Origin of the sequence: Pseudomonas sp. PB103, from assembly GCF_009764635.1 — a bacterium.
In the GTDB taxonomy this organism is placed as follows: domain Bacteria; phylum Pseudomonadota; class Gammaproteobacteria; order Pseudomonadales; family Pseudomonadaceae; genus Aquipseudomonas.
The window spans coordinates 13,106-26,947 of the sequence record NZ_RWIL01000112.1; the positions used below are offsets into that span (position 1 = coordinate 13,106).

The following is a 13,842-nucleotide window of genomic DNA, read 5'->3' on the forward strand; positions in this document are numbered from 1 at the left end:
ATTCAATTATCAGGGCTTATATGATGATTAGAAGATACAGATCGAGAGCAAAAAGCAGTTCAGTTGCTGAACTGCCCCGCGCGGCTGTGGCGCAGGCAGTCTCGGGGCTGGGGCGGGATAAACACAAAGAGTCCGTGGGGCCACGGACTCTGATCTGAGGTATTACGCCGGTTCGACTTGCAAAGCGACCCGTTCACGGCATGGGCATTCGTCCATGTAGCGGTGCGCCTCGACGAACTCGTTGAACGGGAACACTCGAGTCTTGAGCGGCAGTAGCACACGATCGGCTGTCAACTGGTTAATGTCACGCAAGGCACGTTGCAATGCGACGTGATCCTGAGTGATGCCCAGTTCCGGCTTGCCGGTGAAGTTGCCGATGCAGTGGACAAAGAACTGAATGTTCTTCTGGAACGCTGCACAGGCCGGAAACGGCGTCTGGTTACCACCTTGCAGACCGTACAACACCAGGCTGCCGCGCGGTGCAAGCACGTCACCCAGCAACGACATCTGCGGGCCACCAAGGCCATCGAACACCACATCAACGCCGCGGTTGTCGGTGATCTTGTTGATCCGCATCAGCAGATCTTCTTCCTCGGTGACGATGACTTTCTCGGCGCCAAGAGACAGCAGGTACTCACGCTCTTCCGCCGTTTTGGTGGCGGCAATCACGCGGACACCCAACGCTTTGCCCAGCTGTACAAAGGACGGTCCGGCACAATGGCTGGCGTCAGTGACCAAGGCGAATTGCCCCGGTTTGACCCGCGCCAGATCGGCGTAAGCAAAATAGGCAATCAGCAGCGGCGTGTAATGCACGCTGGCTTCGATCGGGCTGAGGACGTCCGGATAACGGGTCAGCGCGGTACGCGGCAACACGATCTGCTCGCCGTAGACCGGATAATCATTCGCGCTCTCGGCCGGAAAGCTGGCAACCTTGTCGCCCACCGCTAGATTTTCAACGCCGTCGCCGACTGCAGTGACCACACCTGCCATCTCGTGACCAAGGCCTGCAGGCAAGCGTGCCTGAGACGAAGCCAGGTTCTGACGCCAGAGCGTGTCATACCAGCTGATGCCGATCGCTTCGACACGCACCTGCACTTCGCCAGGACCTGGCTGAGCGGCCGCATGCTCTTCGCATTTGAGCACCTCGGCGGGACCAAACTTGTGAAAACGGATCGTGCGGGACATCGCAAACCTCGTCAAAGTAACCTCTAATGCCATGAACTCTATCTGGGCTTTTGACCCAAGACTATCAGTGGCTATTAATAGTCGACATGCCTGTCATTGATTCCGCAGCAGGGGCGGCATTGGCAAAATCCATGAAAAACTGCTGTCACCGTTTCAGTAAAGCTGAATTTTCCGGTGCAGAGTACCAGCCTTTCCCCGTAAGATTCATGCCGGCCATTGTTCTCATATGGCCGCTCTCGTCAAGCTTGATGACTCTGCCAGGACTCCAGATGAATCGTAATGACCTGCGTCGTGTCGACCTGAACCTGTTGATCGTATTCGAAACATTGATGCACGAACGCAGCGTGACCCGGGCGGCGGAAAAGCTGTTTCTCGGTCAGCCAGCGATCAGTGCGGCGCTCTCGCGCCTGCGTAGCCTGTTCGATGACCCGCTATTTGTACGCACCGGGCGCAGCATGGAACCGTCCGCCCGGGCGGTGGAAATCTTCGCCCTGCTCTCGCCTGCCCTCGATTCGATTTCCACGGCTGTCAGCCGTGCATCGGAATTCGACCCGGCGACCAGCACCTCGGTGTTTCGCATCGGTTTGTCCGATGACGTCGAGTTTGCGTTGCTGCCGATGTTGCTCAAACGCCTGCGCGCCGAGTCGCCGGGAATCGTGCTGGTGGTGCGCCGCGTCAACTACATCTTGATGCCGGGCCTGCTGGCCTCAGGCGAAATCTCCATCGGCGTCAGCTACACCACCGACCTGCCGGCCAACGCCAAACGCAAAGTCTTGCGCCGCAGCCAGCCGAAACTGCTGCGCGCCGACACCGTGCCGGGGCCGTTGAGCCTGGATGATTACTGCGCGCGGCCGCATGCGCTGGTGTCGTTTGCGGGCGACCTCAGCGGGTTTATTGATGAAGAACTGGAGAAGCTCGGCCGCAAACGGCACGTGGTGCTGGCCGTGCCGCAGTTCAACGGTTTGAGTACGCTGCTTGCCGGCACTGACATTGTTGCCACCGTGCCGGATTACACGGCGGAAGCGTTGACCGCGGCTGGCGGGGTTCGGGCGGAAGATCCGCCGTTGCCGACGCGCACGTTCGAGCTGCACATGGCGTGGCGTGGGTCGCAGGATAATGATCCGGGGGAGCGTTGGTTGAGGTCGCGGATTCAGATGTTCTTTGGCGACCCGGACAGTCTCTGAAGCAAACTGCAAAACACCGTCAAAGCCCCGTTCCAGGGGCTTTGTTGCATCTGAACAATCATGCGCATGGCGCCGCAGGAATCACTTAAGATACGCCCCCCGCAATCGATACCCTCATATGAAGTCACAAGGACGGACTCAATGCTTTTTCTGCAACACGTCTACGCAACTCCCGTAGTGCGCGCCCTGCGCACGCTGCTATTGATCAGCCTGGCAATGCTCGGCAGTGGTTGCGCAATGATGTCGAATTACACCACGCTTAAAACGCAGATGCCGGCTCAGTTCAGTGTCGATACAACCGCGCATTACAGTCCGTTGTTCGGCGGTGTATGTCTGTTGCCCGAGGATTACGCCGGCGACCCCGACCCTGATAGAAAAGACTTCTACAGCCCCGCGCATGCCGAACCGTTCACTACTGAGTTCGAGGTCAGAGTGAGTTACACCGTCGCCGATTGCTTGGCCGTACTCAGCGGTTTCAGCTTCCGGATTCAGGGGCAACCCGGTACCGACCCGGAAGAGTTTGGCGTGTCCACTGTCGAGGTGGAGGTCGAGACGTTCCTGAGAGAAGACGAAGAGCCTGCGATTCGTCTTGACGAGCAAGTGCTTGCAGTGCGCTGTCGCTGGAAAGACCCCGAGCGTGAAGGTTCAAAGATGCATGATCTCCGTTGCGTCGGGGTGGATGCCAACGGCAAGGAACGCAAAGGACCACTATTGGGCGTTCTGAAAAACAGGCAACTGCAGGGCCTGACCTTGCGATTGCAAGTCAGCGTGGTGGATGAAACTCCGCAGACTTGACGCACTTAATCGAGCCCGTAAATGCACTACCAAGCCTCGCTTTTGGCAAAAATGCCATTAATGGCACAGTGCCTGATGACAAATTTGGTAATAAAGATTAACTTAGCGCCGCCTCGGCCTATGGAAGGTCGGGGATTTCGCACTCAGTTAAGGAAAACGATGGCAATGGTCTATTGTCGTGCTTGCGCCAAGGAGCTTCACGAAACGGCGCCCTCCTGCCCCCAATGCGGGGCGAGCCAACAGGCCGTCGTGCCGCCTCACGCAGTCGGTACGCCATGGCTGGCCATCGTTTCGTTGGTTTTAGGCATCCTCTGTGTACTCAGCCTGTTTGATGATTCCGAATGGGACAGAGATACGCTCACCGGTTTGGGCGCTTTCGCTGTTGCCGGTCTCATCTGCGGCATCATCAGCATCAACAAAAGAAACCCTGGACACAATCTCGCAATCGCCGGCGTTGTCTTGTCGGGCTTGGCTGGGCTTGTGTTTTTAGGGCTGTCGATTGATTAATTTTAGGGAAAAAATATGAGCATGGTTTTCTGCCGCGGTTGCGCCAAGGAAATAAGCACTCTGGCCGTGGCTTGCCCACAATGTGGGGCGCCGCAAGCAACCCAACAGTCCTATGCACAGGGCCCCGCCATTGCGACGGGTAATCCTTATGTGGAAGCGTTCAAGAATTACGTCGTGTTTCAGGGCCGGGCGACTCGCCGTGAATACTGGATGTTCTTTCTGATCAGCCTGTGCGTCTCCATTGGTTTCGGCGTTGTCGATGCCCTGCTTCAGACCGGCGGCATTCTGTACAACCTGTACAGCCTGGTGGCGTTCCTGCCGAGCATTGCCGTTGGTGTACGCCGTATGCACGATACCGATCGCAGCGGCTGGTGGATGCTGCTGCCAATCGTCAACCTGGTGTTCCTGGCGCAAGACAGCCAGCCGGGCCCGAACCGTTTCGGTCCGAACCGCAAAGGCATCAACTGATACACACCAGCCTCTGGCTGATCGAGACGGCCTTCATGGCCGTCTCTTTGTTTCTGGCATCCGCAAACTCAACGTGACTTGCCAGGTAACCCATCATGAAACTTTCATCACAGATATTGATAGCCCCCTAACGAAAGGTGCATGCTAGAGGGCTCGCTTCGGCCTTATATCATTCCGAATGATAGTTACCTTTGCTTCATTCGATTCGTGCCATCACACCCCGCCGAGCATCATCCGCCCATCTTCAATACATTGGCGGATGCATCCATGGAACAGTCACTCAAACATTTGCGCTTCCCGTTGGCCTTGTTGGCCGTACTGGTGATGAGCGCCTGCGGCAAGACTCCGGAGACTGCCGCCACCGCACCTGCTGCCAAAGTCAGCGTGGCCAAGGTGATCGAACAACCGGTCAACGAATGGGACGAATTCACCGGGCGCCTCGAAGCACCGGAAACCGTTGAAATCCGTCCACGGGTCTCCGGCCAGATCGACGATGTCGCTTTCACTGAAGGCGCCCTGGTCAAGAAAGGCGACCTGCTGTTCCAGATCGATCCGCGCCCGTTCCAGGCCGAGGTACGCCGCCTCGAAGCCCTTGTCGCCCAATCCCGTGCCAATGCCACCCGCAGTGAAAACGAAGCCGGCCGTGGTGAGCGTCTGCGTGCCAGCAACGCGATTTCCGCTGAACTGGCCGACTCGCGCACCAGCGCTGCCCAAGAAGCCCGCGCCGCCGTTGGCGCACTGCAAGCGCAACTGGATCTGGCCAAACTGAACCTCAGCTTCACCCGCGTCACCGCGCCGATCAGTGGCCGCGTCAGCCGTGCCGAGATCACCGCCGGTAACCTGGTGACCGCCGACACAACGCCACTGACCAGCGTCGTTTCCACCGACCGCGTCTACGCCTACTTCGACGCCGATGAGCGTGTGTTCCTCAAGTACACCCAACTTGCCCGTAACGGTCAGCGCGGCGCCACCACCCCGGTGTACATGGGCCTGTCCAACGAAGACGGCAACCCGCACCTGGGCCAGATGAACTTCGTCGACAATCAGGTCAATCCGAAAACCGGCACCATCCGTGGTCGCGCGGTGTTCGATAACAGCGACGGCACCTACACCCCGGGCCTGTACGCACGACTGAAACTGGTCGGCAGCGGCACCTACAACGCCATGCTGATCAACGACGAAGCCGTCGGCACCGACCTCGGCAAGAAGTTCGTGCTGGTGATGGATGCGGACAACAAAACCGCGTACCGCGCCGTCGAACTCGGTCCGAAAATCGAAGGCCTGCGCATCGTCCGTACCGGCCTGAACAAGGACGACACAATCATCGTCAAGGGCCTGCAACGGGTTCGCCCTGGCTCGCCGGTCACCCCAGAAGTGGTGCCGATGGCCAGCGAACAAACCATTGCGGCACTCGCTCAACAACGTCAAGCGCTGGAAGCCAGCAACCTGCCCAAAGTCGCCCCTGCCAAGGGTGCGTCCGGTGCGGTTGTGAAGCTGGCCGCCACGACCCCACGCGGTTAAGGGACGACAACTCCGATGAATTTTTCCCAATTCTTCATTTCACGGCCGATCTTCGCAGCGGTGCTGTCGCTGCTGATCCTGATCGCCGGTGCGATTTCGCTGTTCCAGTTGCCGATCAGTGAATACCCGGAAGTCGTGCCACCGACCGTGGTCGTACGTGCGAACTTCCCGGGCGCCAACCCTAAAGTCATCGGTGAAACCGTGGCGGCTCCGCTGGAGCAGGCCATCACCGGCGTCGAGAACATGCTGTATATGTCCTCGCAGTCGACTGCCGACGGCAAGATCACCCTGACCATCACCTTCGCCCTGGGCACTGACCTGGACAATGCGCAGGTGCAGGTGCAAAACCGGGTGACCCGAACCGAACCGAAACTTCCCGAGGAAGTGACGCGCATCGGTATCACCGTCGACAAGGCTTCGCCCGATCTGACCATGGTTGTGCACTTGACCTCGCCGGACAAACGCTACGACATGCTTTATCTGTCGAACTACGCGATCCTCAACATCAAGGATGAGCTGGCGCGTCTGAACGGTGTCGGTGACGTGCAACTGTTCGGTATGGGTGACTACTCGCTGCGTGTCTGGCTCGATCCGAACAAGACCGCTTCGCGCAACCTGACCGCGACCGATGTGGTCACCGCGATTCGTGAGCAAAACCGCCAGGTGGCCGCCGGTCAATTGGGTGCGCCCCCTGCCCCGAATGCCCAGAGCTTCCAGCTGTCGGTCAACACTCAGGGCCGTCTGGTCTCCGAGGAAGAGTTCGAGAACATCATCATTCGTGCAGGCGACGACGGTGAAATCACTCGCCTCAAAGACATCGCTCGCGTTGAGCTGGGTTCCAGCCAATATGCGCTGCGTTCGTTGCTGGACAACCAGCCTGCCGTAGCCATCCCGATCTTTCAGCGTCCAGGCTCCAATGCCATCGACATCTCGAACGACGTTCGGGCGAAAATGGACGAGTTGAAGAAAGGCTTCCCGCAAGGCATGGACTACAGCATCGTCTATGACCCGACGATCTTCGTGCGCGGCTCGATCGAAGCGGTGGTTCACACCCTCTTCGAAGCACTGATCCTTGTGGTATTGGTGGTGATCCTGTTCCTGCAAACCTGGCGCGCCTCGATCATTCCATTGGTGGCGGTGCCGGTATCGTTGATCGGTACGTTTGCGGTGATGCACCTGTTCGGCTTCTCGCTCAACGCGCTGTCGCTATTCGGCCTGGTACTGGCCATCGGTATCGTGGTCGACGACGCCATCGTGGTGGTGGAGAACGTCGAACGAAACATCGAACTCGGATTGAACCCGGTGGAAGCCACCAAGCGCGCCATGCGTGAAGTGACCGGTCCGATCGTTGCCACGGCGCTGGTGCTGTGTGCAGTGTTCATTCCGGCGGCTTTCATCTCCGGCCTCACCGGGCAGTTCTATAAGCAGTTCGCACTGACCATCGCGATCTCGACGGTGATCTCGGCGTTCAACTCGCTGACTCTGTCGCCAGCGCTGGCCGCTGTGTTGCTGAGGAGCCACGACGCACCGAAAGACCGTTTCTCGAAAGTGCTCGACAAAATCTTCGGTGGCTGGTTGTTCCGTCCGTTCAACCGTTTCTTTGATCGTGCCAGCCATGGCTACGTCGGCACGGTTGGTCGGGTTATCCGCAGCAGCGGCATCGCCCTCCTCCTGTACGCAGGCTTGATGGTGCTGACCTTCTTCGGTTTCTCCAGCACCCCGACCGGTTTCGTACCGGGCCAGGACAAGCAATACCTGGTGGCCTTCGCGCAACTGCCGGACGCTTCGAGCCTGGATCGCACCGAAGACGTGATCAAGCGCATGTCCGACCTGGCGCTGAAACAGCCAGGCGTGGAAAGCGCCGTTGCCTTCCCGGGCCTGTCGATCAACGGCTTCACCAACAGCCCGAACGCCGGCATCGTGTTCGTGACCCTGAAACCGTTCGACGAGCGTAAAGACCCGAGCATGTCTGCCGGTGCAATTGCCGGTGCCTTGAACGGCCAGTTCGCCAACATTCAGGAAGCGTACATGGCGATCTTCCCGCCACCGCCGGTACAAGGTCTGGGCACCATTGGTGGTTTCCGTCTGCAAATCGAAGACCGGGGCAACCTCGGCTACGACGAGTTGTACAAAGAAACCATGAACATCATCAACAAGAGCCACAACGTGCCGGAACTGGCAGGCCTGTTCACCAGTTACACCGTGAACGTGCCGCAGGTCGATGCCGCCATCGACCGTGAAAAAGCCAAGACCCACGGCGTGGCCGTCAGCGACATCTTCGACACCCTGCAGATCTATCTGGGTTCGCTGTATGCCAACGACTTCAACCGTTTCGGGCGCACCTATCAGGTCAACGTTCAGGCCGAACAGCAGTTCCGCCTCGAATCCGATCAGATCGGTCAGCTGAAAGTGCGCAACAACAAAGGCGAAATGATCCCGCTGGCGACCTTCATCAAGGTCAGCGACACCTCGGGCCCTGATCGCGTGATGCACTACAACGGCTTCATCACTGCTGAAATCAACGGTGCCGCAGCACCAGGCTACAGCTCCGGCCAGGCCGAAAAAGCCATCGAGAAACTGCTCAAGGAAGAACTTCCGAACGGCATGACCTACGAGTGGACCGACCTGACCTACCAGCAGATTCTGTCCGGCAACACCGCGCTGTTCGTGTTCCCGCTCTGCGTATTGCTGGCGTTCCTGGTGCTCGCCGCTCAATACGAAAGCTGGAGCCTGCCACTGGCGGTGATTCTGATCGTACCGATGACCCTGCTGTCGGCCATCACCGGCGTGATCATCTCCGGCGGTGACAATAACATCTTCACCCAGATCGGCTTGATCGTACTGGTGGGACTGGCGTGTAAGAACGCGATTCTGATCGTCGAGTTCGCCAAGGATAAACAGGAAGAAGGCCTCAACCCGCTCGCGGCGGTACTGGAAGCTTGCCGCCTGCGTCTGCGCCCGATCCTGATGACCTCCTTCGCGTTCATCATGGGTGTGGTGCCACTGGTGTTCTCCAGCGGTGCCGGTGCCGAAATGCGTCACGCCATGGGTGTGGCGGTGTTCTCCGGGATGCTCGGGGTGACCTTCTTCGGTCTGTTGCTGACGCCAGTGTTCTACGTATTGATCCGCAACTTTGTCGAACGCGGCGAGCAGCGCAAAGCGGCCAAGGCGCTCAATCTTCAAAAGCCACTGGAGGCGCAACAATGAGTCTGAAAGTCTTCCTGCCGAGTCTGCTGGTGCTGGCCCTCAGCGCCTGCGCCGTCGGCCCCGACTACAAGACCCCATCCACGGAGGCGGCCAACATCACGGCCGCCACTGACGGCGCCGCCGGGCAAAAGAACTTCGACCGTTCGAAATTCGAAGGCATTTGGTGGCAGCAGTTCGATGATCCGACCCTCAACCAGTTGGTGACGCAATCGCTGCAAGGCAACCGTGATCTGCGCGTGGCATTCGCTCGCTGGAAAGCCGCTCGGGCGATCCGCGACGACGCCAGCAACGACGCAATGCCGACCATCACCAGCCGTGCCAGCAGTGATCTGGCCAAGGGACAAATCCCGGGCCAGACCACTAATCGAGTCAACAGCGAACGCTATGACCTGGGCCTCGACATGGCGTGGGAGCTGGACCTGTTCGGCCGCATCCAACGCAACCTGGAAGCCAGCGACGCCGATCAGCAGGCTGCCGAAGCCGATCTGTACCAACTGCAAGTCACCATGATTGCCGAACTGGTCGACGCCTACGGTCAACTGCGCGGTGCGCAATTGCGCGAAAAGATCGCCGTGGCCAACCTGAACAACCAGCAGGAGTCGCGCAAGATCACCATCAGCCTGCGTGACGCCGGTGTCGGCGATCAGCTTGATGTCGAACGTGCCGATGCGCGTCTGGCCTCGGTCGAAGCCAGCGTGCCGCAACTGCAGGCAGAACAGGTTCGGCAGAAAAACCGAATCGCTACCCTGTTGGGTGAGCGTCCGGACAAGCTGACCGTCGACCTCAGTCCAAAAGACTTGCCGGCGATTGCCAAAGCCTTGCCAATTGGCAATCCGGGCGAGCTGCTGCAACGCCGTCCGGACATCCTCAGCGCCGAACGCCAACTGGCCTCGGCCACGGCGCGAATTGGCGTGGCGAAAGCCGATCTGTTCCCACGGGTCAGTCTCAGCGGCTTCCTCGGCTGGACAGCCGGGCGCGGTTCGCAAATCGGTTCCTCGGCGGCCAACGCCTGGGCACTTGGCCCGAGCATCACTTGGGCAGCGTTCGACCTTGGCAGTGTGCGAGCGCGTTTGCGCGGCGCCGATGCCGAGGCCGAAGGCGCACTGGCGACCTACGAGCAGCAAGTCCTGCTGGCCCTGGAAGAATCGGAAAACGCCTTCAGTGATTACGGCAAACGTCAGCAGCGCTTGATCTCGCTGATTCGCCAGAGTGAGTCGAGCCGCAAGGCAGCTGACCTGGCCGAGATTCGCTACCGCGAAGGCACTACGGACTTCCTCGTGCTGCTCGACGCGCAACGTGAACGTCTGAACGCTGAAGACACTCAGGCCCAGGCTGAAGTCGATCTGTATCGCGGCATTGTCGCGATTTACAAAGCCCTTGGCGGCGGCTGGCAACCGGAGACCGTCGCCAGCCAGTAATCGATTGTTAAAGAGCTCCTTTGGTTGGCCGCAACCAACCAAATTCTTTGCCCCGCGTATCATTCGGTCGCGGGGCTTTTTTGTGCCCCCAAATCCCCCCTGTAGGAGCTGCCGCAGGCTGCGATCTTTTGATCTTGATCGTTAAAAACCAAGATCAAGAGATCGCAGCCTGCGGCAGCTCCTACAAGGAGGGTTAGGGGTTTCTTGATTCCAGGACGGTGACGGTTGCGGTGGTGCCGGCGCGCAGGCGGTTTTTGCCGGCGTAGTCGCTATCGATGCCGATCCGCACGGGCACGCGCTGGGCCAGTTTGACCCAGGTATAACTCGGGTTGATGTTGGCCAGCAGACGACTGCCCGGTGCGTTTTCCCGATCGGCGATGGCGAAAGCGATGCTCTGCACGGTGCCGCCGAAGGTTTCTCCGCTCATCAATTGAATCCGTACCCGATCGCCCTCCTCGATGCGCGGCAGTTTGGTTTCTTCAAAATAACCGCTGACGTAGAACGAATCGCTATCCACCAATGCCAACAAGGCGCCACCGCTCACGGCGTAATCGCCCTCACGGGTCAACAGGTTGGTCACGTAGCCGCTGACCGGGGATTCAACGCGGGTACGCTGCAAATCCAGTTCAGCCTGGGTCTGCGCGGCAATTGCCAATTGCACGTTGGCTTCGGCCAGCCCGAGGTTGGCCTGACTGCGCAACAGATCGGCCTGTGCCACGGCCACGTCGGTGCTGGATTTTTCCCATTCCTCGCCCGAGATTGCGAACCCTTGCTTGAGCGTACGTCGCCGACGTTCTTCGCTTTGACGCTGTTTGAGCAATGCTTCACTGGCAACGATCGCTGCTTGCGACTGCCCCAGGGTGGCCTTGGCCACTTCGACTGAGCGGCGCGCATGCTCGACCGCCAATGTGTAACGTGCCGGGTCGATTTCCAGCAGCAATTGACCCTTTTCGACATGCTGGTTGTCTTGCACGGCGAGGCTGACGATGCGCCCTGAAACATCGGCCGACAACGTCACCACATCAGCCCTCACCCGGGCATCGCGGGTCCACGGCGCGCGGGTGTAATGCTCCCAGGCGAACCAGCCAAGCACGATGGCAAGAACCACCACGGCCAGTGTCAGCAATCTTGCAAATAACACTTTCAAGGCATCAGGCTCCCATCAGCAGAATCAGCACGGCACACACGCAGGCATACAAGGCGCCTTCGAACAGGGCTTCATGCCAGACCAGACGCAGTACGCCCAGGCGGCGCAAGAGCCAGTCGAGCAACATGAACAGGGGGATTGCCAGTAACAAGGCCTGCGCAATGGGCGGCAGATAAACGCCGCCGATCTCGAAATCAATGGGCAAGGGCTGGCGCTCCTTCCGGGGTGGAATTTTGCAACTCGTCACCATGGCGCTCCAGGAACGACACCACGATCAGCAGGGCTACGCGCATGCGAAACACCGACCATAAATGCTCGTGACTGGCGACATGCAGATCGTCCAGTTCATCGCCCAAGTCGTGCAAGGTTGCCAACAGTGGCGTCAGTTGCACTTCTGCACGTCGGGCAACAAAGCGCCCGGTCTTGCGTAATGCCGAGGACAGCCGGCGGCTGAACGGGTCCGACAGTAACTGATTGTTCTGCGCCTGCTGGCGTAGCTGATGCATCGCCACCCCCAGCGCGACACAGGCGAGGCTGATTTCATAGAGTCGCTGCATCGCCCGATCATTTACCGCAGGCAGCAGGCCGAGCATGCTGGTCAGGCGATCGACCATACGGCTCTCGAATGCGAACTGTTGCTCATCGGTGGCCGGGCTTTTGGTCAGCTCATACACCTGCTCGCGCGCCTCTTTATACAAGCGGCGAATACGCCACGCCGGGCGAAACGGAAAAATCCACGCGTAGACAATCAGCGCCAGCATCGCCGCACTGACGTAAGCCCCGGCAAATTCGAACCATTGAATCGCGCTGTTCTGCCCGGTGCCGATATTCTGCGGGCCGAGCATCAGGAAACTCGACAAACCCAGGCCCATGCCGATCCCCGCCGTCGCCGGGCTCGCGAGGCCAACCGCAATGACGTAGAGCAATGGTGCGAGCAACAAGGCCAGCCACTCGAAATCACTGACCGCCGGCACCAGCATGAATTGGTAGAGCGCTGACACCAGCAGGGCCAGCCCCAACCCGCGCGCATAACTCTGCGCAGCCAGCAGTGGTCGCGGAAACGTCGCCATCAGCGAACAGAGGATTCCCACCAGAATCATCCCGCCGCGCGCGCCGTCCCAGGCTGTCTCGATCCAGATCAGCCCCGCCACCAGCAACGCGGTAAAGGCACGGATGGCATTCATCGAGGCCAGAGTGAAATCCAGATGCAGCGGGCTGGCCTGCCCCCGATAGAGGCAACTGGCTTCGCGTCCTTCCTGAATGGCATCGCTCAATTCGAGAATCTGCTCCAGTTGTTGCAGTAGCCGCGCCTGCTCCCAGCGCAACGCCCACGCCAGCGAGCGCAAGGTGGCACTCATGTCTTCGGTCAGTTGCTCGGCTTTGTAGGCCAATTGATCGAACTGATGCTGCAGCGTGACAAAGCCGTGCCGCGTTTCGGCAGAGAGCGAACGCCCCTGCTCCGCCAGTTGATCGAGAAATGCCAGTTCCTCGGCACGCAGACGCTGGACATCCTCAGGCAAGTCGCCTTCCCAGCGCTCGGTGAGCAATTGCCGCTGATGACGCAACGCGGTCAATCTGGAAGTCAGCAACATCAATTGATTGCCCAACAGCAGCACCAGATTATTGGCACTGCGCAAGCGTGGAGCGTCGAAATACAGGTGCCGGCGCAACCCCTCCAGCGCACTGATCTCGGTCAGCAATTGCATTTGTCGGCGCTGGAAGTCAGCCTCGCTTTCTTCCGTGCGAATCACCGCAGCCGCATGAACAGCAACCAGCTTGATGACTTGATCGACCTTGGCGAAGTACCCCTTTGCCACCGCTTCCGGCCGGGCCGTGAGCAGGCTCACCACACAGACGCAGGCCACCGCCAGCAATGTTTCGGTGACGCGCGTGACGGCCAGCAAAAAGGTGCCGTCCTGATCCGGAATCGCCAGCAAAGCGACCACGACTGCGGTGTAGCCACTGAGCACGAACGCCTGGGAGCTGGTATAGCGCAGCAGCGTCCCGCCGGCGGTGCACAGCGCCAGCCACAATGCCAGGGTCGTGATAAATGGCAGTGGCGCCTGCGGGAAAATCGCCATGATCAGCACGGCCACTGCGGCCCCGAGTGTGGTGCCGATCACTTGGCCAAAACTGCGCGCAAGCGCCATTCCAGCCAGCGGCTGGCTGACAATCACCACCGCCATGATCGACCACTTGGGCTGGTCAAGATCAAACAGAAATGCCAGATACAGCGTCAGCAAGCCCGCCACAACAGTGCGCAAGGCAAACAGCAGTACCGCCTGACCGGGATGGATGACCGCTTTGAAGTAATTGAACAGGGCTTGCATGGGCGCACTCGTCGAAGCAACTCCTGCAAGCGTAGACACTGCATCGCAAGCCTGACGGTTCACAAAGTCGACGCGAGTTG

Annotated in this window: 11 protein-coding genes; 7 read left to right on the forward strand and 4 right to left on the reverse strand. The window is 59.3% G+C overall.

Translation table 11 applies throughout. From position 1 onward, the window contains the following. Positions 1 to 162: 162 nt before the first annotated feature. A complete protein-coding gene (locus EJA70_RS19710) occupies positions 163 to 1,185 on the reverse strand; it encodes a zinc-dependent alcohol dehydrogenase family protein (RefSeq protein WP_158832910.1) in 1,023 nt (340 codons plus the stop codon). A gap of 269 nt (positions 1,186 to 1,454) precedes the next feature. On the opposite strand from EJA70_RS19710, the gene EJA70_RS19715 reads away from it, so the two are divergent. The 7 genes from EJA70_RS19715 to EJA70_RS19745 all read left to right on the forward strand — a co-directional run bounded on the left by EJA70_RS19715 (position 1,455) and on the right by EJA70_RS19745 (position 10,285). Continuing rightward, complete coding sequence (locus EJA70_RS19715) at positions 1,455 to 2,369, forward strand: LysR family transcriptional regulator (protein WP_008086482.1); 915 nt, start codon at positions 1,455 to 1,457, stop codon at positions 2,367 to 2,369. Positions 2,370 to 2,510: 141 nt separating this feature from the next. Then, on the forward strand, positions 2,511 to 3,164 hold the full coding sequence (locus EJA70_RS19720) for a hypothetical protein (RefSeq protein ID WP_158832912.1): 654 nt from the start codon (positions 2,511 to 2,513) through the stop codon (positions 3,162 to 3,164). Positions 3,165 to 3,323: 159 nt separating this feature from the next. Further along, positions 3,324 to 3,671 carry a DUF4190 domain-containing protein gene (locus EJA70_RS19725; protein WP_008086479.1) on the forward strand — a complete coding sequence of 116 codons (348 nt, stop codon included), beginning with the start codon at positions 3,324 to 3,326 and terminating at the stop codon, positions 3,669 to 3,671. 15 nt (positions 3,672 to 3,686) lie between these two features. After that, positions 3,687 to 4,139, forward strand: coding sequence for a DUF805 domain-containing protein (locus EJA70_RS19730; RefSeq protein WP_008086478.1), 453 nt, complete (start codon positions 3,687 to 3,689; stop codon positions 4,137 to 4,139). Between the two features lie 267 nt (positions 4,140 to 4,406). Beyond that, positions 4,407 to 5,660, forward strand: a complete 1,254-nt coding sequence (gene mexE, locus EJA70_RS19735; protein ID WP_158832914.1) for a multidrug efflux RND transporter periplasmic adaptor subunit MexE — start codon at positions 4,407 to 4,409, stop codon at positions 5,658 to 5,660. 15 nt (positions 5,661 to 5,675) lie between these two features. After that, complete coding sequence (locus EJA70_RS19740) at positions 5,676 to 8,867, forward strand: efflux RND transporter permease subunit (RefSeq protein WP_008086476.1); 3,192 nt, start codon at positions 5,676 to 5,678, stop codon at positions 8,865 to 8,867. Next, positions 8,864 to 10,285: an efflux transporter outer membrane subunit gene (locus tag EJA70_RS19745; RefSeq protein ID WP_158832916.1), complete on the forward strand. Its 1,422-nt coding sequence runs from the start codon at positions 8,864 to 8,866 to the stop codon at positions 10,283 to 10,285. Before EJA70_RS19740 ends, EJA70_RS19745 begins: the two co-directional genes overlap by 4 nt. Before the next feature lie 193 nt (positions 10,286 to 10,478). Here EJA70_RS19745 and EJA70_RS19750 read toward each other — a convergent pair whose 3' ends face one another. From EJA70_RS19750 to EJA70_RS19760, 3 genes are read right to left on the reverse strand one after another with little or no spacing between them, the layout of a single operon-like run. Further along, on the reverse strand, positions 10,479 to 11,432 hold the full coding sequence (locus EJA70_RS19750) for an HlyD family secretion protein (protein ID WP_158832918.1): 954 nt from the start codon (positions 11,430 to 11,432) through the stop codon (positions 10,479 to 10,481). A gap of 4 nt (positions 11,433 to 11,436) precedes the next feature. Next, positions 11,437 to 11,637 (reverse strand): DUF1656 domain-containing protein, encoded by a 201-nt coding sequence (locus EJA70_RS19755; RefSeq protein ID WP_158832920.1) that lies wholly within the window; start codon positions 11,635 to 11,637, stop codon positions 11,437 to 11,439. After that, complete coding sequence (locus EJA70_RS19760; RefSeq protein ID WP_158832922.1) at positions 11,627 to 13,762, reverse strand: FUSC family protein; 2,136 nt, start codon at positions 13,760 to 13,762, stop codon at positions 11,627 to 11,629. The genes EJA70_RS19755 and EJA70_RS19760 overlap by 11 nt, the downstream gene beginning before the upstream one ends. Positions 13,763 to 13,842: the final 80 nt, after the last annotated feature.